The 17787-nt window shown below is 65.5% G+C and carries 16 protein-coding genes and 1 pseudogene; 8 read left to right on the top strand and 9 right to left on the bottom strand.

The features are described from left to right. Nucleotides 1–104: 104 nt before the first annotated feature. Nucleotides 105–2270: a hypothetical protein gene (locus OU995_RS05170; RefSeq protein ID WP_267834450.1), complete on the top strand. Its 2166-nt coding sequence runs from the start codon at nucleotides 105–107 to the stop codon at nucleotides 2268–2270. Nucleotides 2271–2363: 93 nt separating this feature from the next. Here OU995_RS05170 and OU995_RS05175 read toward each other — a convergent pair whose 3' ends face one another. Then, nucleotides 2364–2744, bottom strand: coding sequence for an H-NS histone family protein (locus tag OU995_RS05175; protein WP_267834451.1), 381 nt, complete (start codon nucleotides 2742–2744; stop codon nucleotides 2364–2366). A gap of 227 nt (nucleotides 2745–2971) precedes the next feature. Here OU995_RS05175 and OU995_RS05180 point away from each other — a divergent pair, with 227 nt between their 5' ends. Both OU995_RS05180 and OU995_RS05185 read left to right on the top strand, forming a co-directional pair. Continuing rightward, nucleotides 2972–3460, top strand: a complete 489-nt coding sequence (locus OU995_RS05180) for a hypothetical protein (protein WP_267834453.1) — start codon at nucleotides 2972–2974, stop codon at nucleotides 3458–3460. A gap of 134 nt (nucleotides 3461–3594) precedes the next feature. Further along, nucleotides 3595–4293: a GntR family transcriptional regulator gene (locus tag OU995_RS05185; protein WP_267834454.1), complete on the top strand. Its 699-nt coding sequence runs from the start codon at nucleotides 3595–3597 to the stop codon at nucleotides 4291–4293. Here OU995_RS05185 and OU995_RS05190 read toward each other — a convergent pair. From OU995_RS05190 to OU995_RS05200, 3 genes are all read right to left on the bottom strand, one after another. Continuing rightward, nucleotides 4267–4500, bottom strand: a complete 234-nt coding sequence (locus tag OU995_RS05190; RefSeq protein ID WP_267834455.1) for an oxidoreductase-like domain-containing protein — start codon at nucleotides 4498–4500, stop codon at nucleotides 4267–4269. The genes OU995_RS05185 and OU995_RS05190 overlap by 27 nt on opposite strands. Nucleotides 4501–4531: 31 nt before the next feature. Then, a complete protein-coding gene (gene rtcA, locus OU995_RS05195) occupies nucleotides 4532–5569 on the bottom strand; it encodes an RNA 3'-terminal phosphate cyclase (RefSeq protein ID WP_267834456.1) in 1038 nt (345 codons plus the stop codon). Nucleotides 5570–5641: 72 nt separating this feature from the next. Beyond that, complete coding sequence (locus OU995_RS05200; RefSeq protein WP_267834457.1) at nucleotides 5642–6859, bottom strand: RtcB family protein; 1218 nt, start codon at nucleotides 6857–6859, stop codon at nucleotides 5642–5644. Nucleotides 6860–7270: 411 nt separating this feature from the next. Between OU995_RS05200 and OU995_RS05205 the strand changes: the two genes are divergently transcribed. After that, nucleotides 7271–8539: a glycosyltransferase gene (locus OU995_RS05205; protein ID WP_267834458.1), complete on the top strand. Its 1269-nt coding sequence runs from the start codon at nucleotides 7271–7273 to the stop codon at nucleotides 8537–8539. Nucleotides 8540–8712: 173 nt separating this feature from the next. On the opposite strand, the gene OU995_RS05210 is transcribed toward OU995_RS05205, so the two are convergent. From OU995_RS05210 to OU995_RS05220, 3 genes and pseudogenes are all read right to left on the bottom strand, one after another. Next, a complete protein-coding gene (locus OU995_RS05210; RefSeq protein WP_267834459.1) occupies nucleotides 8713–9840 on the bottom strand; it encodes a DUF2145 domain-containing protein in 1128 nt (375 codons plus the stop codon). A gap of 12 nt (nucleotides 9841–9852) precedes the next feature. After that, nucleotides 9853–10353, bottom strand: a complete 501-nt coding sequence (locus OU995_RS05215; RefSeq protein ID WP_267834461.1) for a hypothetical protein — start codon at nucleotides 10351–10353, stop codon at nucleotides 9853–9855. Nucleotides 10354–10452: 99 nt separating this feature from the next. After that, nucleotides 10453–11375 (bottom strand): annotated as a pseudogene (locus OU995_RS05220) (LysR family transcriptional regulator). Between the two features lie 117 nt (nucleotides 11376–11492). On the opposite strand from OU995_RS05220, the gene OU995_RS05225 reads away from it, so the two are divergent. Genes OU995_RS05225 through leuD form a run of 3 tightly spaced genes read left to right on the top strand, consistent with a single transcriptional unit; the run spans nucleotide 11493 to nucleotide 14465 of the window. Beyond that, the gene (locus OU995_RS05225) at nucleotides 11493–12392 is read left to right on the top strand and encodes an alpha/beta fold hydrolase (protein WP_267834462.1); all 900 of its coding nucleotides are present in this window, start codon (nucleotides 11493–11495) and stop codon (nucleotides 12390–12392) included. Beyond that, nucleotides 12389–13807: a 3-isopropylmalate dehydratase large subunit gene (leuC, locus tag OU995_RS05230; protein WP_267834463.1), complete on the top strand. Its 1419-nt coding sequence runs from the start codon at nucleotides 12389–12391 to the stop codon at nucleotides 13805–13807. Before OU995_RS05225 ends, leuC begins: the two co-directional genes overlap by 4 nt. Next, on the top strand, nucleotides 13800–14465 hold the full coding sequence (gene leuD, locus OU995_RS05235) for a 3-isopropylmalate dehydratase small subunit (protein WP_267834464.1): 666 nt from the start codon (nucleotides 13800–13802) through the stop codon (nucleotides 14463–14465). Before leuC ends, leuD begins: the two co-directional genes overlap by 8 nt. A 127-nt stretch (nucleotides 14466–14592) precedes the next feature. On the opposite strand, the gene OU995_RS05240 is transcribed toward leuD, so the two are convergent. Further along, complete coding sequence (locus OU995_RS05240; RefSeq protein WP_267834465.1) at nucleotides 14593–15450, bottom strand: LysR family transcriptional regulator; 858 nt, start codon at nucleotides 15448–15450, stop codon at nucleotides 14593–14595. A 282-nt stretch (nucleotides 15451–15732) separates the two neighbouring features. Between OU995_RS05240 and OU995_RS05245 the strand changes: the two genes are divergently transcribed. Beyond that, nucleotides 15733–16626 (top strand): DMT family transporter, encoded by an 894-nt coding sequence (locus tag OU995_RS05245; protein WP_267836184.1) that lies wholly within the window; start codon nucleotides 15733–15735, stop codon nucleotides 16624–16626. 198 nt (nucleotides 16627–16824) lie between these two features. Here the strand turns inward: OU995_RS05245 and OU995_RS05250 are convergent, their stop codons facing one another. Then, nucleotides 16825–17781 carry a XamI family restriction endonuclease gene (locus OU995_RS05250; RefSeq protein ID WP_267834466.1) on the bottom strand — a complete coding sequence of 319 codons (957 nt, stop codon included), beginning with the start codon at nucleotides 17779–17781 and terminating at the stop codon, nucleotides 16825–16827. Nucleotides 17782–17787: the final 6 nt, after the last annotated feature.

The raw sequence follows: 17787 nt of genomic DNA on the forward strand, positions 1-17787 counted from the left end.
AGCCACCCGGTGCCACAACTCATCCGCACCGCCCCGTCTATCTCCGGGGCCCGGCTGAATAGGAGTACCAGATGTTTCGCGCCCATTCCCCCACCCCAGGCCCCGTGCAGCTGCACAGCACGGGCGCCCCCTCCGAAGCTGTGCCGCAGGAGCTTGCGTATGCGGAGGTCGCCCTGCCAAGTCCCCCGCAGAAGCTCACCGATCCTGATTTGATCACCTGGAAAGGTCATGACACCTGCTCCACGCTCGTGCCGGATCGGCTGCTGGAGATTCCGTCGCGTTTCGGGCTTCCCCCTGTTCATGAACTGGCGCAATTGGGCGTGACACACGCCACGGTGGCCAACGCCACTTTGCTCCCGGCCGTGGAGGGAAGGAAATGCATGATGGTGTTCGGGAGCCCTGGCGAATCCACCACGGCAGACGCCAAGCTTCGAATGGCGAAATTGTGTTGTGGTCTGGCGGATCAACGGGTGGGGCAGATCGTCTTTGCGATCAAACCGAAGGTCCTGCACGTCGACACCTTCGCGTCGGACAGATCCGTCACGCTTCCGGCAGACCGAGGTCCGTTGACGGTGGATGTGCAGAAGGTCGCGCCCTCCATGTCGGGTGCGCCGGAAGCGCTGGCGCTCTCGGTCACACTGCCCACCGGAGAAACGGAACGGACGGATGAGATCGGCCTGTGGCCGGTCCGGTTGGAGGGGGCGACGGCCGAAACCCTGCACACCACCATCAAGAACCTGCATGAGGCCGCAGGCAGGGAGATGGTGGCCTTTGGGTGCCGTGGTGGCAACACCGAGTCGGGCATCCTGGCGATCCTTTATGCCCAGCGTCTGACGGCCGAGGCCGTGTTCAAGGACGGTGAGGCGCCCAAGGCGAGCGAGCTGGTGAGTGCGAGCACTCGCTGGACCCAGCTCTGCAAAAGGGTGCGTAGTGACCAATTCGCGGCGAAGTGCTCCCCCACCCTCCTCCAGGAGCACGCCGAGCTGCTGGAGCAGGAATTCCGCCAACGTGGTGAGTTCAAACCGGGCTTGGTGCCCCCGCCAACACACCCCAAGCCGGCGCAAACTGCGGCTCGGACTCACACCGCTGCAACGGCTGGGGTCGCTTCAAACGCTTCAACCCCTTCAACGACCGAGGCGATCGCCGCCCACCGAGGCCAGGCGCTTCGCCTCCAGGGTGCACTGAAGCCCCCCAAAAAACCGATGGGCGCGGTGCATCCGCCCGGACATCTTCACAACGCGGTGACGGGAGGGAAGCCCCAATCAGCCGGGACCCACAACGCCGCGACCGTACAGCGCGAGCTCGACGATACGGGTTCCGTGTCGGACGGTTCCGATTCCCTCTACTCGACCGTGAATGACGCACTGTCGGTGATGTCCGACGATTCGACCACCGCACCCCAGTGGGTGCCCGTGCAGGTGGAAGGGCAGACATTGCATTCCTACGCCCGTTTGAATCAGACCCCTCTCAAGGACCACTCCCGCAACTTGTACGGCGCCGCTTCTGAACTGCCAGCCGCCGGGGCCGGGGCTGCCGCTGCGTTGCGAAACGCGTCACCGGCAGTGATACCCACCGAAGGACTCTATTCGGTGGCCGCTGCGGAGGAGCCCAGGTTCAAGGCGAGCACCGCTCAACTACGTCGCTCCATTCATCACACCGGCATCTCCCTGAGGCGCGCTGACACCGCCCCTGCGGACTCGCCCAAGTCGGATCGATCCAGCCTGCCTGGAGCCGCATGGTTGTCTCGAACTCATCCGTCCAGTGGCGAGCTGACGAGCTATCTCCAGCATGTCGCCACCCAGTTCGTCCAGGAAGCCAGGCGCGGCCCCCTGGGTCTCTTTGCCAACAAGGAAACCTACGGCGTGGGTAAGGCGATTGAGTCGGTCAAAAGCCTGGCTGTGACGGGCGGCAATCGATTGGCACTTGCCGAAGCGATTGATCAGTCCTTGTCTCAGGCAAAAACTGATGAAGACCTGGAGGCATCGATTGCACTGCTCGAACGAGCAATGTTCAGTGAACTGAACAAGTGCTTCGAAGAACTGGGTGATCCTGCTCAAAAGAACACCTGGCTTCGTCGCAGCCAGCAGCGAAAGGAACTGTCTGGTGCTATCCAGTCGATGGCCGAGGATCTCCGGCGGATCGAAGCCGGACCCTTCCTCACAACTCAAGCAGCTGAACAGGCTGCAAGGCACGCGCAGGGCATGAACATGACCTTGATGGCCTTGAACGCGCTCTACAAGGTGGGGAACGACCCCAGTCGGATTCGATGAGGAAAGGGCACCGGCCCCCTCTCCCGTGGGGAGACAGGGGCCGAGTGTCCGTTCTGCCCGGCAGCCACCGGCGTCGCGGCTGCCGACGCCCTGTCAGCGGATCAGCAGGTCTTCGGCCTTCTTGCCAGCGGCCAGTGCGTCCTTGAACCAATTGGGACGCTTGCCCACACCGGTCCAGGTACGGCCTGCGCCGTCGTGATACTTGGGGCTGCCCATGGATGCGCGGCCGGCGACGCCACGCTGGCCAGCCGCCTTGCGGCCGGGCTTGCCGGCAATGCCGGCCTTGGCGGCACGGCCTCGGCGGCCCGACGTCTTCACGCTGGCGCCAAACAGCTCCTCGGGGGTCAGCCCGTAATGGTCGATGGCTTCACGAATGCGGGCCACCACACCAGAAATCTCCTTCGTCCGAAGCGATTCAGCTTCCTTCTGGAGTTTTTCGATTTGACTGAGCACTTGCTTCAACGATTTGGGCATTGATCTACTCCGGATCACGCGACGGGCCTCAGGCTCTATGTCGCATTTGCCTCCCAGGCGGGACTTTAGCGCGTTTGAGATTGCAAGTGGAATCGCGTTGTCGCTTGTGCTAAGTCAATGCATGAATACTTGGCATCTCAACATCCGCGAAATCAGCCTGAAATCATCGCTTCATGCTTGTTATCAAATCGAGAATGGCTCTTCCGTGAGGTGTCGAGGAGGAACACATGACCGAGCCGGAGAGCCAGGGCGCGCCGGAATCACGAATCCGCATTCCAGGTGGGGCTGCCACTGCACAGCAGATTTTGGAGGTCAGGGCAGTGTTGGTGTCGCAGTTGTGGGAGGCCCTTCGAATGCCTCTGACCATGGCCTGGACCGAAGCACTGGAAGCGGGTTGGCTCGTCTTTTGCGGCAGCCTCACGCACGCCAGTCGCCATGGCATTGCCGAGCAGGAATGGACACTGCGTCAGGCGCTGTTCGAGCGTCTCGGGTTGATGGGCAATGGTTTGGCGGCCGACCTGCTGGCGCAAGGCGATGCCGCTTTCATCGAGTGCTGTGGCGGCCGGCCGCCAACCCTCTGGCCGGAGCGGCGCCGGGAGGTGATGCAATCGCTCATCACCGCGCTCAAGGCTGGCGATTCAGCGGCGGCGCAGCGTGAGGCGCTCATTCAGGTGGAGTTGGACCGATATGAATTGATGGCATTCATCGCTCCATAAACACCCAGAGTGGCCATGGGGACATGACATCGGATTGATGAACAACAAGCTTCCGCACCGGAGCGTCGCGGCGACCTGCCGTCGTGGGAAGGGCCTGTTTACAGTAGCCAGCCCGACCGTTTTCCCGTTGCCCCATGGTTCAAGCTCCGCCGATCAATACGCCGACCTATTTGCGATTGAGGATCCAGATCCGCGAGGACATCATGAGCGGTCAGTGGGCGCTCGGCAGCCACCTGACCCTGCGAGGTCTTGGTGCGCATTACCGAGTGAGCAATGTGCCAGTGCGCGAAGCGCTGCTGCAATTGCAGGGGGACGGCCTGGTGGAGATGCGAATGAACCTGGGCGCGACGGTCACCGTGGTGGATGAATCATGGCTGCGGGATTTCCTGTCCGTTCGCGATGCCCTGGAAGCCATGCTCACTCGCAATGCCTGTGAGCGGCATCGTGTGGAACAGCTCGCCTTGCTGGGGCGGCATCAGCGCACGCTGGCCAAGGCCGTGGAGGAGCAGGACTGGGAGTCGATGTTTGCTGCCGAGCGCCAATTCACCAGCCGCCTGTATGAGACCGGCGGCAATGCCCATGCAGCGGGGGTACTGGAACCTCGCAACTGTCTGCTGGAAGCTTTTCGGCGCTCCAGGCCGCCGCTGGCGCCTGTTGATCCCCCTCGGTGGGCGGAGCGCTTGCATCTGCTGTGTGATGCGATCAGCCGCTCGGACACCGACACCGCCTGCTCCCAGGTGGCGCAACATCTGGCGGCATTGCGGCTGCATCTGACGCGGCTGCTTCGTTCCCCTGAGCGGGCAGCCTCACGGAGACATCGGGCTGAAGCCTGATGGCTCAAGGTCCGGGTGCCGCTCCCGCCAGGCGCGCAGGGCTTGCCGGTAACGATCCATCTCCAGGTCGTGGAGATCAAAAATGCAGGGGTCGCAGCCATTGCCGCAGCAGGCGTCGAAATCCGGCTGCGGCGGCGGGACGGGCATCGGGTCCGCGTCGACAGGGCGGCCGTCGGGGAGCGGGCTGGGGGATTCCGGCGCAATCATGCGGTGATTCTGCCAAAGCCCCCCGGCCTTCTCACGACGGGCTGACCGTCACCTTCCATCCCGCGTCGGTCTGCTCGGTGGTGATGCCCACCGGCAGGAAGCGCTGGATGGTGTCGAAATTGGTGGTGGCGTGTTGCGTCAATTCCGTGGCGGTGTAGGACGCCGCCCTCCCGCGTTTCCATACCGCCAGTGCCAGCGGCAGCACCCACTGGTCCGTCAGATGCGGGCCCAGCGCGCCAGGCAGGCGCTGATAGTCAGTCAATTCCTTGACCAGCCGCTGCGAAACCGCTTCCGCTGTCACCCCCTTCTCACCCAGCTGCGTGAAGACCTCGGTGACCTGCTCATGGGTGAGCGTGGCCATCAGCGCGTTCCCCGGCCCCTCGTTCTGCCGAACCGGGAGGATCTGGCGAGGATCAAATGTCCAACCCAGCGCCGACGTCAGTTGCTCCAGCTCCCGCTGCGGCACGTGGCGCGGCAGGCCCGGGGCCATGCACTCGGCCTGGCCGGACAGCAGCGGGCCGCGCGCCATCAGGTCAAAGGGCTGAAGACGTTCGGCCGCTGAGGCCAGTGCCACCTGCACCTCTCCCCCGCCGGCCGGGTAGAAGCCGGCGCGGCGCAGATGCAGATCGGCGTCGGAGCCCAAGCGGCGCAGCAGCGGCGCATAACTGCGCTGCAGGAACTGGAAGGACGGCGCCATCGGGTTGTGCGTCCCGCCCGACAGATGCAGGGTGGACGGTCCATCGGCCAGCATCAGGGCCGGCCACACCGTTTGCAGCACCAGCAGGCAGCTACCGGCCGTGCCCACCTGGAAACGGTAGTCGCCGGACCGCACCGGGCCCGGGGCAAAGCGCAACTGAGTGGATTGCAGCGTGTCGCCTTCCACCTCCGCGCCGCTGATCTCGGCCGCCGCCCGCACACAGGCCAGATGCTGCCGCATCAGACCCGGCTTGGCGCGGCCAGCGCGGATTCGATCCAGTGTCACCGCCTGGCCCGTACACATGGCCAGTGCCAGCGACGTGCGCAGGATCTGCCCGCCGCCCTCCCCGGCGGCTCCATCGATTTTGATCATCTTCTTCTTTCCGTTGTCTGGCGCAGCCTCCTTCAGCCGATCAGCCGGTGAGCCGATCAGCGGGTGAGCCTGTCATCCTTTCACGCAGACCACCTGCTTCAAGGTGTGCACCACCTCCACCAGATCCTTCTGCGCGTCCATCACCGCATCAATGTCCTTGTAGGCCATCGGAATCTCATCGATCACGTCGGCGTCCTTACGGCATTCCACGCCTTCGGTCGCCTTGATCTGATCGTCCACGGTGAACATCTTCTTCGCCTTGGTACGGCTCATCACGCGGCCGGCGCCGTGGCTGCAGCTCTCGAAACTCTCCGGATTCCCCAGGCCACGCACGATGTAGCTGCGTGCCCCCATGCTTCCGGGAATGATGCCCAGCTGGCCGCGCTTGGCGCTCACCGCGCCCTTGCGGGTCACAAAGACTTCTTCCCCGAAGTGGGTCTCCTTCTGCACATAGTTGTGGTGGCAGTTCACCGCTTCCACATGGGATTCGAAGGGCTTGGGAATGAGCTTACGCACCGTGGCCATCAGGTTGGCCATCATCACTTCACGGTTGCGCATCGCGAATTTCTGGGCCCATGACACCCCGCGGACATAGTCACCGAAGTACTGGGCGCCTTCCTCGAAATAGGCCAGGTCCTTGTCCGGCAGATTGCGCTGGTTGCGTTCTGCATCCTTCTTGGCCAGTTCGATGAAGTGAGTGCCGATGGCATTACCGACACCGCGAGAACCGGAGTGCAGCATGAACCAGACAAAGCCGGCTTCATCCAGGCAGATCTCAATGAAGTGATTCCCGGTTCCCAGCGTGCCCAGGTGTTTGCGGTTGTTGGTGTTCTTCAGGCGCGGGTGCAATTCGCACAATGCGTCGAATTCCTCCACCAGCGTGCTCCACATCTGGTCCACCAGCGCCGGCGGGTTTTCCCAGGCGCCCTGGTCGCGGCCGCGGTGGCGAGGCGACGAGCCGTGTGGAACGGCGCGTTCGATCGCCGAGCGTAGCGGGCCCAGGTTGTCGGGCAGGTCTTCGGCGCGCAGCGTGGTCTTGGCGGCCATCATCCCGCAGCCGATATCCACGCCCACGGCCGCCGGAATGATGGCCTTGATGGTGGGAATCACCGAGCCGACGGTAGCGCCGATCCCCAAGTGCACATCCGGCATGGCCGCCACATGCTTGAACACCACCGGCAGGCGGGCGGCATTGGAGAGCTGCTGCATGGCTTCCGGCTCCACCGGAACGCCCTGGGTCCACATCTTCACCGGCACACCGCCAGGGACTTCTTGCGTCTTGTAGTTCATGTTTTTCTCTTTTGATCAGGTGTCCTGCTTAGCGCAAGGCCTGTGCCAACAGCTGGGCGTTGTCGCGAAAGAATTCTAAGTTCTTGATTTGCAAAGAATATTTGAATCTTCGGCGGAAGTGGTTGGAACACGCAACCGGCTGCGAATATTCAAAACGAGAAAGATGGCTAGCTCATTTAGCGTATGGGCTCGCGCTGCGATGCCGGCACGCATCGGCAGGCTCGGGAGAGCCGTGTGCCCTCTTTAGGGGATTGCAGCGAAGCGTCCCAGCAACCATGGTGCATAGGGGCACCACAGTGGGGCAAAAGACGCAGAAAAGCGGTCTCCAAGCCGCCAGGCACTCACCAAATTGACATCTGACACCTCAACGCTGCGCCAAGGCGGGGCGGGTGGGGGCATGGAGACTTCAGGATGAAAATCGCCTACCTGATCAATCACTATCCCAAGGTGAGCCACACCTTTATCCGGCGCGAGATCATCGCGCTGGAACGGCAAGGGATGGAGGTGCTACGGGTGGCCGTGCGCGGTTGGGATGACGCCGCGCCGGACCCTCAGGACCAGCAGGAAAAGACCCGCACCCATTACCTACTGCGCGGCGGGCTGTTGCCGCTGCTGGGGGCGACCGTATCGGAGGCGCTGGCGTCACCCGCGCGCCTTTTCAAGGCGCTGGCCCTGGCGCTGCGCCTGGGTCACCGGGCGGACCGACCGATGCCGCTGCACCTGATCTACCTGGCCGAAGCCTGCATGGCCCTCCGGCTGCTGCGTCAACACGACATCAGCCATGTCCACGCGCATTTCGGCACCAATTCCACCGAGGTGGCCTTGCTGATTGAAGCCTTGGGCGGGCTGGGCTACAGCTTCACCTGCCATGGCTCGGAAGAGTTCGACAAACCCGAATCGCTGCATCTGGGCGAAAAGATCCGCCGTGCGCGATTTGTGGTGGCCATCACCTCCTTCTGCCGCAGCCAGGTCTACCGCTGGGTGGACCATGCCCACTGGCCCAAGATCGAGGTGGTGCGCTGCGGGGTGGATCCCGCGTTCCACACCTTTCAGCCGGTGCCGGCCGCCGGGCGCCGGCTGGTGGCGGTTGGCCGGCTGTGCGAACAGAAGGGGCATCTGCTGCTGCTGGAAGCGGCGGCCCGGCTGGCGGCGGACGGCGTGGATTTTGAGCTGGTGCTGGCGGGGGACGGTGAACTGCGCGGGCCCATTGAAAAGCGGATCGCCGAGCTGAAGCTACAGCGCCATGTGCGCATCACCGGTTGGATCGGCAGCGATCAGGTGCGCGAGGAGATGCTGGCGGCCCGGGCGCTGGTGGTGTCCAGCTTTGCCGAAGGGCTGCCGGTGGTGGCCATGGAAGCGATGGCGCTGCGTCGGCCGGTCATCAGTACGGCGATTGCAGGCATTCCGGAGCTGGTCGTGCCCAAGGAGAACGGCTGGCTGGTGCCTGCGGGCGATCCCAAGGCCCTGGCACGCGCCATGGCGGCTTGCCTGGCGTGTGACGACCCCACGCTGCAGCGCATGGGGGAGGCCGCCCGCCTGCGGGTCATGGCCAGCCATGATGTCGACCAGGAAGCGGCACGACTGGCGGTGCTGTTCCGGGAGCATGTGCAACCCACTGAAACCGCTTCGGGGATGAGGACATCGGCCCATGGCGTGGTGGTCGGTGGGCACGGGGACTGAACGGCTATCGCCTAGCCCTTATCCGCCATGGGGTGGCAGCGGTGGCTGGAGCCGGTCGATAAGCGGCAACAAGCGGCGACCAACGGCCAGCCAGCAGCCACCGTTGACTGATGAATGTTGACTGATGAATGTTGACTGATGAATGTTGACTGCTGACTGCTGACCGGTTGAACTCAGTCCAGTGTCTGCACTTCATCATCCGGATGTACCGGTTGGCAGTCGTCGCCCAGCGGCGTCCATCCCCGGTGAACCACCACCCGGCGCTCATTCAGGCACAACTCCACCCGCTGTGCACCGGGCGCCTGCTGACGCACGAACCGCTCCAGCGAGTCCGGCAGGCTGACGCGCATTCGAAGTGCGTAGAGATCGTCCAGTGGATGGTCGTCCATGTGCAGCAGCGGCACCCACTGGCCGATGAACATCAACCCGTGGGACCTCACCTGCACATCCGTTGGCTGATAGTCCTGGGACCGGAGCCACGCCTGGGCTTGGGCGCGGTCGTAGCGAGGCGTGGACACAGGCACGGGGACTGGCCCTTGCCCTTGCCCTTGCCCTTGCCCTTGCCCTTGACGTGTTCCTGTTCCTGGCGCCTGCGTCTTCACCTGCGGCTGGCTGTGAGGGTCCCAAGCCGCAGCCAGCATCTCCGCCACCCACTGATTGCAGTTCTGGTAGCGCAGGCCATAGGCATAGGCGTTGGCACTGTAGCGGTCGCTCAGCAGCCGCAAGGCGGTGGCTTTGTCCAGGGCGCGATCGTGCAGTGCTTCGCCCGACTGCCACCTGCCCGAGCCACTGGCCACCCCACCGCCTGCGTCTGCGTCTGCGTCTGCTGGCCACGTGACAATGGAGACAAAGATCGGGCCGGTGGCCTTCCCAGCCAGGAGGAATGCGGCCAGTCCTTGATCAAACAACCGGGGGCGCGACTCGTCGCAGACGTAATAGAGCTGGCGCACGGACCAAGGCCCTTCCGGGTTGTCCTTGAGCGCCAGCCCGGCGTGTGAATAGCGGATGCCGAACCGACGCAGGTCGGTGCCGGCACGGGACACAAGGGCGATGTTGGCGCCGTCGCGGGCCAATTCCCGCATCACGGTGGCGGTGAAACGCAGGATCAGATCCTGGTCACCTGCCGAAACCGCGTGCGAACGCTCGCACAGTCCCAGAGATTGAGCTTGTGCGGCCAGCGGGACGCTGAGCAGCAGCGCAGCGACCCCCCTCCCGCTCAGGGAGCGTCGAGGGGGTAACGGTGTGTCGCCTCCGAACGGGTCATCGAGGCGAATGGGGGCGAACAGAGCGAACAGAACCAACAGGGCCGCTGGTCAGATCTTCACCACCTTCGCGCTCATCTGCTGGCGCCACCCGTCGTCCAGCACCAGGAAGAAGGGCCGCTGCGACGCGTCATCGGAAAACTCCAGACCGTAGGTCCGCTCCTTGACCTGCACCCGCTGGCCCTTGGCCAACGGCTGCTGTTCCAGCGTCTTGCCGGGCACGTAAAGATTGAACGATTGCAGCGCTTCCGGCGAGACGCCCTCGTCCGCCTGCAGGGCCACCTGCATCACACCCGGGCGGTCCTTGGCCTCCGCCACATCCACCACCCGGTAACGGCCCTGGCCCACCTTGCGGTCGTCCTTTTTGGAGCTGTTGCTGGAGGAGCCGATGGAATTGGACACACTGCCAGAGGATTCAGAACCCGCGCTGGAGGCTGAGGAGACAAAACTCTCGGCATGGGCGGCGAGGGAGGCCAGTGCCAGGGTGGCAGCGGCGGACAGGGTGGTCAGGCTTAAACGCATGGCATCAACAGGCACAGTGGCGGACGGCATGATTAAAACAGAGTGATGTGTACGGTAGTGGTGCAGCAGGTGTGCGGCGTGTATGCGGCGTGTAGAAGTTGTGACCACATTGACCAATTGGGCAGAGGCTCACCATGGCCCGCAGATCGCATCGCCGGGTGACCGCCGCTGCGCCATGGCGTCCACCAGGAACTCCACCAGCGCCCGGGTCTTGGCCGCCAGATGGTGCCGGGTGGGAAACACCAGCCAGATGTCGGCCGGTGGCAGGCTCCACTCCGGCAGCACGGGAAGCAGCCGCCCCTGCCGAAGCGCCTCGGCGGCGTCCCACTGCGACCGCATCACGATGCCCCGACCCTCCAGCGCCCAGGCCATGGCCGAAGCGCCGTCATTGGTGCTGAGGGGCCCCCGCACCTTTACCGCTTCCTGCTGTCCGCCCTGTGTGAGGTGCCAGGTGCCAAAAACCTCATCCCCTTCGCGCAGGAACAGGCAGGCATGCCGGGCCAGGTCCCGGGGAGACCGCGCACGCCGGCGCGGGCGAGGTAGGCCGGGGCCGCGCACAGGACGCGCCGGTTGTGGGCCAGCTTGCGAGCGGTCAGGCGAGCGTCCGGCAGTTCTCCCACTCGCACCTGCAGGTCAAAGGCTTCGTCCACCGGATGGCCCGGGCGGTCACTCAGATGCAACTGCACTTCCACCTCCGGGTAGGCGTCCGCAAACCGGCCCAGCAGCGGTGCCACCTGCTGCCGTCCGAAGCCCAGCGAGGCGCTCACCCGCAGCAGGCCCTGCGGGCGGGCACCCCGGCCCGCGACGGTCTCCTCCAGTGCGGCCAGGTCTTCCAGCACCCGCGTGCCCTCCACCAGATAGGTCTCACCTTCCGGAGTCAGGTTGATGCGCCGCGTGGTGCGATGCAGCAGCCGCACGCCCAAGCGCTGCTCCAGCGCCGCCAGCCGTTTGCTGGCCGTGGAAGGCGTGATCCCGAGTTCCTGGGCGGCCGCTGCCAGGCTGCCTCGCCGCACCAGCAGCACAAAGAAGCTCAGGTCGGAGAAGCCGCCCATTCGTGAATCTGGCGCACTAAAGATGTTCATGAGGTGACATTGTGTCGCTTGATCGCGGGATTAGGATCGGCTCACCGGCATCGATTGCCACCCCCTCAGGCCCCGGAGAACCCCACCATGTCCGAGCTGTTTCCCGGCTTCGCCGCCCAGACCGTCGACACCGACGAGGGCGTCCATATCCAGACCCGGGTGGGCGGCAGTGGCCCGCCCTTGCTGCTGCTGCATGGCCATCCGCAGACCCATGCGCTCTGGCACAAGGTCACGCCAGCGCTGGCTCGGCATTTCACCGTGGTGCTGGCCGACCTGCGGGGTTATGGGGATTCCTCCAAGCCGACCGGCCTGCCCGACCATGAGAACTACAGCAAACGGGTGATGGCCCGTGACATGCTGCGAGTGATGCAGTCGCTGGGTCATGGCCGCTTCCGGGTGATGGCGCACGACCGCGGCGCCCGGGTGGCCCACCGGCTGGCGGCCGACCATGGCGATGCCGTGCAGCGCCTGGTGCTGCTGGACATTGCGCCCACCCTGGCGATGTATGAGCAGACCAGCGAGGCCTTTGCCCGTGCGTACTGGCACTGGTTCTTCCTGATCCAGCCCGCACCGCTGCCGGAGCGATTCCTCCTGGCCGACCCGGAAGCCTATGTCCGTGAGGTGATGGGCCGCCGCAATGCCGGCCTGGCGCCGTTTGACCCCCGCGCCCTGGCCGAATACATCCGATGTGCGCGTCAGCCGGAGACTGCGCACGGGGTGTGTGAGGACTATCGCGCCGCCGCCGGCATCGACCTGGTGCATGACCGTGAAGACCGCGACCGGGGGCATCGGCTGGCCACACCCCTGCTGGCGCTCTGGGGGGAACAGGGCGTGGTGCACCGCTGCTTCGATCCGCTGGCCGAATGGCGCCGCGTGGCAACGGATGTGCGGGGCGAAGCGCTGCCCTGTGGGCATTACATCGCCGAAGAGGCACCGCAGGCCCTGCTGCAGCGTGCCCTGCCGTTCCTGCTGGAGGACCTGCAATGACCGCCCGGACCCTCTACCGCAAGCTGGTCGACGCCCACACCGTCACGGTGTTGGATGAGCAGCATGTGCTGCTGTTCTGCGACCTGCACCTGATGAATGAATACACCAGCCCCCAGGCTTTTGCCGGCCTGCATGAGAAAGGGCGAGGTGTGCCGATGCCGGGCCGGCATGTGGCGGTGGTGAGCCACATCATCCCCACCCATCCAGCCCTGCCGCGTGTCATCAACGACCCGCCCTCCGCCTTGCAGGCCAGCCATCTGGCCCGCAACTGCGCCCGCCATCAGATCGCGCTGTTTGACACCCAGGACCGGCTCCAGGGCATCGAACATGTGGTGGCGCCCGAGCACGGCATGATCCGCCCCGGCATGGTGGTGATCTGCGGCGACAGCCACACCACCACCTACGGCGCGCTTGGTGCGCTGGGATTTGGCATCGGCACGTCGGAGGTGGAGCATGTGCTGGCCACCCAGACGCTGGTCTACCGGCTGGCGCGGGACATGCGGGTGCGGGTTGATGGCGTGCTGCCGCCGGGCATCTCCGCCAAGGACCTGATCCTGCACATCATCGGGCGCATCGGTGCCCAGGGAGCGCGGGGTTTTGTGGTGGAGTTCTGTGGCAGCGCCATCGATGCGCTGTCGATTGAAGCGCGCTTCACCCTGTGCAACATGGCGGTGGAAGCCGGCGCCCGCGGCGCCCTGATTGCCCCGGATGACAAGGCCATCCGCTATGTGCTGGCCCGCGCCACCGATATCGATGCCGATCAACAGGTGCAGGCGCTGGCGCAGTGGGCCGGCCTCCACTCGGATGCCGCCGCCGCCTTCGACGTCGAGCATGGTTTTGATGCGTCGAACGTGGCCCCCCAGGTCACCTGGGGCACCAGCCCGGACCAGGTCATGGCCATCCACGAGCGCATTCCGGTGCCGGAGCTGCAACCGGAAGGGCCGGAGCGCCGCAGCACCGAGCAGGCCCTGCGCTATACCGCCTTGCCGGCCGGCGCGACGCTGGAGGGCACGCCGGTGCAGCATGTGTTCATCGGCTCCTGCACCAATGGGCGTATCGAAGACCTGCGTGCGGTGGCCGCCGTGGTGAAGGGTCGGCGTGTGGCGGCGGGTGTCCGGGCGATGGTGGTGCCCGGTTCAGGCGCGGTGAAGCGCCAGGCGGAAGCCGAAGGCATTGCTGCGCTGCTGCAGGACGCCGGTTTTGAGTGGCGCCAGCCCGGCTGCTCGATGTGCCTGGCCATGAATGACGATGTGCTGGCCGCCGGCCAGCGCTGCGCCTCCACCACCAACCGCAACTTCGAGGGTCGACAGGGGCGGGGCGCCATCACTCACCTGATGAGTCCGGCGATGGCCGCTGCTGCAGCGGTCACCGGCACCCTCACCGATGTCCGACGCCTGGAGATGCTGAATGGCTGAACAGACCCACCAGACCCACCTGACCCAGCGGACCGCCATTCAGGGCCGCGCGGCGGCGCTGCGCATCGAAAACCTGGACACCGATCAGATCATGCCCAAGCAGTTCCTGCGCGGCATCAACAAGGCCGGCCTGGCGCAGGGCCTGCTGTATGACCTGCGCTTTGACGCGCAAGGCCTGCCCCGGCCCGGGTTCGTGCTCAATCAACCGGCCGCTCAGGGCGTCAGCCTGCTGTTGGGCGGCGCCAATTTCGGCTGCGGCTCCAGCCGGGAGCATGCGGTCTGGGGGCTCCAGCAATATGGCATTCGTGCGGTGATTGCGCCCAGCTTTGGCGAGATCTTCTATTCCAACGCGATGAACAACGGACTGCTGGCGCTGATGCTGCCCGCCGACGTGGTGGCCACGTTGATGGCGGCGGTGGACACCGATCCCACCCTGGACATCTCCATCGCGCTGGACACCTGTGAGCTGCGTGCGGGTGCGCAGGTGTGGCCGTTTGAGCTGTCGGCCCGCCATCGCCGCATGCTGATGGAGGGCCTGGACGTGATCGGCTTGTCGCTGACCTATGCGGCCGACATCCAGGCCTTTGCGGCGCGGCAGGCGCAGCAGTCGCCCTGGCTGGTGGATGTGGCCGCACGGACCCGTGCCCGCGTGGCTTGACCCTCAGTGCCCGCACGCGGCTCTTTCCTGGTTCTCACCCCGCCGACCACCCCGCTGCTCACCCCGCCGTTCACCCGGACGTCCACTCCGCCGTTCGCTCGGCCGCTCACCCCGCTGTTTGCCCCGTTCATCCCGCCTGCCGCAGGGTCTGCACCAGCATCCGGTGCAGATGGTCCACCGCCTTGGACTGTTTGGACGTCGCGCTCCGATAGACCGCCACCTCCATCGGCGCCAGTGGCCCCAGCCCATGCTCGGCGCCGAGCACCTGCAGATGGGCGGGTGCGCTGCATTGCGTCAGCACCGCGACCGCCAGGCCGCTTTCCACCGCAGCAATCTGCCCGGCCAGGCTGGAGCTGTTGTAGACCACCTTGTACGGGCGACCCTGCACCGCCAGCGACTGCAGCGCGCTGCGTCGCCCCAGGCTTTCGGCTTCGTAGACCGCAATCGGCAGCGGCGTGCGCTTCCATACGTCGAACTGTGGCGAGCCCACCCACACCATCGGCTCATGGAACAGCAGCGTGCCGCGCCGCGCGTGGTCCCGGGAGATCAACGCCAGGTCCAGGTCCCCGCTGGCCACGCGAGGGATGAGTGAGGTGGACTGTTCGCAGTCCAGCTGGATTTCCACACCGCCATGGCGTGGCGCAAAACGCTTGAGCACCGGGGTCATGTAGCGGCTGGCATAGTCGTCCGGCACACCCAGGCGCACCAGGCCGGAAAGCGGCTCCCCTTGCAAGGCGGCCTGGGCCTCCGCCTGCAGGTCCAGCAGGCGGCGGGCGTATCCGAGCAGGGTCCGGCCCTCGTCAGTCAGCTGCAGCTGGCGGGCGTCGCGCTCCAGCAGCCGGCAGCCCACGGCCGCCTCCAGCTTCTTGAGCTGCATGCTCACCGCAGATTGGGACCGATGGACCTCAGCGCCGGCGGCGGTCAGGGAGCCGGCGTCCACCACCGCCACAAAGCATTTGAGCCAATCGGTCTGCAGGTCTTTCATGCATTCGAGGATCGAATGGGAACGCGATGAATTATGCGCTTGTCACAGCGATGGGACTGCCGCACAGTCCGCCTCACCATGAGTTCTCAGATGCCCACTCCGGCCGTTCCATCCGCACTGGCGGCGGCTCCGCCTGTGTCGACCGCACCTGCTGCATCCTGTGGGCACACCCCCAACACCCCCAACACCACAAACACCACGAACACGTCGCAAGAGCTGCATTCGACGCAGTGGCAGACAAGTGCCCTGCCCGGCGCCCTGGATGTGCGGGCCATCGTGGTGATGACCCTGTTGTGCTTCACCTGGGCCCTGCAACAGATCTCGCTCAAGGCTGTGTCAGACCAGATCAGCCCGATGCTGATGGTGGCGCTGCGCTCCCTGGTTGCCGCGGTGCTGCTGGGTGGGCTGATGGCGTGGCGACGGGAGCGGCTGGATCGGAGCCGGTGGGGTGCAGGGGCGGCCGTTGGCAGCCTGTTTGCATTGGAATTCCTGCTGGTGGCGGAAGCGCTGCGGCTGACGGCAGCGGCCCATGTGGTGGTGTTTCTCTATACGGCGCCCTTGTTTGCGGTGCTGGGGCTGCATCTGCTGCGGCCGGAGGAGCGGCTGGCCCGAAGGCAGTGGATCGGAGTGGCGCTTGCCTTCGGTGGTACGGCACTGGCCTTTCTGGGTGGGCACGAGGGGCAGATGGTCCACGAGGGCCAGGGGGCGCCTGCAGGGCAGACCCCCGCAAGCGCGGCCTGGCTGGGAGATGCCCTGGCCCTGTTGGCCGGTATGGCATGGGGCGCCACCACCATCACCATTCGCACCACGCGGCTGACGCAAGCGCCTGCGACCGAAACCCTTCTCTATCAATTGGTGGGCGCGGTCGTCTGGCTGCTGCCGGTGGTCGGGCTCACCGGCCAATGGCAGTTTGAACCGACGCCGCGGGTGTGGGTGCATCTGGGCTTCCACAGCGTGGTGGTGTCCTTTGTCAGCTTTCTGACCTGGTTCTGGCTGATGCGCCGCTATCTGGCGTCGCGCCTGGGCGTGTTCTCATTCCTCACACCGCTGCTGGGCGTGGTGCTGGGCATCTGGCTGCTGGGGGAATCCTTGGCGCCGACCTTCGTGATGGGCAGCGTGCTGGTGCTGGCAGGCATTGTTCTGGCGTCACGGCCGGGCGGGAGGAGCCGTAGCTGAGCCTGCCTCCAGACGCACCTGCCTGGCTGGCGGGCGGGCGCTGACTGCCATGTTCCACCCTGGCGCGTTCCGCCCGAAGCGCCCAGCCGGATGCACCCTGCGGATGTGCCCAGGTGGATGTGCCCTACCTCACGCAGACTCCCTGACGCACCCTCCCTGGCGCGCTCCCCCTGACGCGCTCTCCTTAACGCGCTCTCCTTAACGCGCCCGATCCAGGAACGCCGCCAGCGCGTCGATCCGGTGCCACCAGAACAGATACACGCCCTGCTCCTGGGCTTCCCGCACCTTGCCCGGCTTGAACACCCCGCGCAGGGCGGCGGCCACCAGGTTGGACCGCCCGAACTGGGCATACCAGTCACCGGCATCGGCCACCACTTCCTTGTTCAGCCGCTTCTCGCCGTTGACCGTGCTGTTGGACGCCTTGCATTCAATCGCCAGCAGGCGGCCATCCCACAGCATCACCACCAGGTCGGCGTTGTGCTTGCCAAGCTTGCACTGGCGCATGAACACGCCGCGCGGCGGCAGCATGCCCACGTCGGCAATGCCACCACGAGGCGCGGGCGCCCGGCTGTAGCCCTTGTTGATCAGCAATTGCTCCAGCCGGCCCTCCAACTGGTCCCGCTCATCACTGCGGCGCCGGGTGTAGACCGTGTTCATGCTGATCAGCACGGCGGTGGACGTGATGGCGGTATGCCGCTCGAAATCGGTTGGTGCTCGGCCGTCCAGCACCCAGGGGAATCGATGCGGGTCCAGCGCGGCCAGCAGCAGCCGGCCGATGTCGTCCGCCAGGAGCGGCTGCTTGCGAACCGCCGTCTTGTTGACGCTGGCGTCCAGCAAGGTGTCCAGATCGTCTTCCGAGATGGGCGGGGCCGCCAGCGCCCGTAGCGCCTGGAACTGCAGCTTGTGGCCGACGATGCCCGACAGCAGCTCGGCATCCGCGCCCGGCCCGGCCGGTATGACGAGCAACCGGTCCAGCGCATCGATGACCAGCGTCGCCGCTTCGATGGCTTCGGGATAGACGCTGTTGTAATCCTTGAGCGGGTCCAGCAGACGGCGGCTGCGGAATTCGGCGCGGGCCTGCCGGCAGTCGTCCTGGATCTGCTCCAGTGGCGCCAGTACCGGCAGCGCGCGTGACAGGGGGGGATGCGTAGCCATCGTTGC

Origin of the sequence: Roseateles sp. SL47 (assembly GCF_026625885.1) — a bacterium.
Taxonomy (GTDB): domain Bacteria; phylum Pseudomonadota; class Gammaproteobacteria; order Burkholderiales; family Burkholderiaceae_C; genus Roseateles.

Bases quoted from the DNA above. Each gene is read 5' to 3' on its own strand.
- OU995_RS05225 (WP_267834462.1), top strand. From the start codon at position 11,493: ATGTCCGAGCTGTTTCCCGGCTTCGCCGCCCAGACCGTCGACACCGAC.
- leuD (WP_267834464.1), top strand. From the start codon at position 13,800: ATGGCTGAACAGACCCACCAGACCCACCTGACCCAGCGGACCGCCATT.
- leuC (WP_267834463.1), top strand. From the start codon at position 12,389: ATGACCGCCCGGACCCTCTACCGCAAGCTGGTCGACGCCCACACCGTC.
- OU995_RS05245 (WP_267836184.1), top strand. From the start codon at position 15,733: ATGACCCTGTTGTGCTTCACCTGGGCCCTGCAACAGATCTCGCTCAAG.
- OU995_RS05175 (WP_267834451.1), bottom strand. From the start codon at position 2,744: ATGCCCAAATCGTTGAAGCAAGTGCTCAGTCAAATCGAAAAACTCCAG.
- OU995_RS05180 (WP_267834453.1), top strand. From the start codon at position 2,972: ATGACCGAGCCGGAGAGCCAGGGCGCGCCGGAATCACGAATCCGCATT.
- OU995_RS05240 (WP_267834465.1), bottom strand. From the start codon at position 15,450: ATGAAAGACCTGCAGACCGATTGGCTCAAATGCTTTGTGGCGGTGGTG.
- OU995_RS05200 (WP_267834457.1), bottom strand. From the start codon at position 6,859: ATGAACTACAAGACGCAAGAAGTCCCTGGCGGTGTGCCGGTGAAGATG.
- OU995_RS05190 (WP_267834455.1), bottom strand. From the start codon at position 4,500: ATGATTGCGCCGGAATCCCCCAGCCCGCTCCCCGACGGCCGCCCTGTC.
- OU995_RS05215 (WP_267834461.1), bottom strand. From the start codon at position 10,353: ATGCCGTCCGCCACTGTGCCTGTTGATGCCATGCGTTTAAGCCTGACC.
- OU995_RS05185 (WP_267834454.1), top strand. From the start codon at position 3,595: ATGGTTCAAGCTCCGCCGATCAATACGCCGACCTATTTGCGATTGAGG.
- rtcA (WP_267834456.1), bottom strand. From the start codon at position 5,569: ATGATCAAAATCGATGGAGCCGCCGGGGAGGGCGGCGGGCAGATCCTG.
- OU995_RS05205 (WP_267834458.1), top strand. From the start codon at position 7,271: ATGAAAATCGCCTACCTGATCAATCACTATCCCAAGGTGAGCCACACC.
- OU995_RS05250 (WP_267834466.1), bottom strand. From the start codon at position 17,781: ATGGCTACGCATCCCCCCCTGTCACGCGCGCTGCCGGTACTGGCGCCA.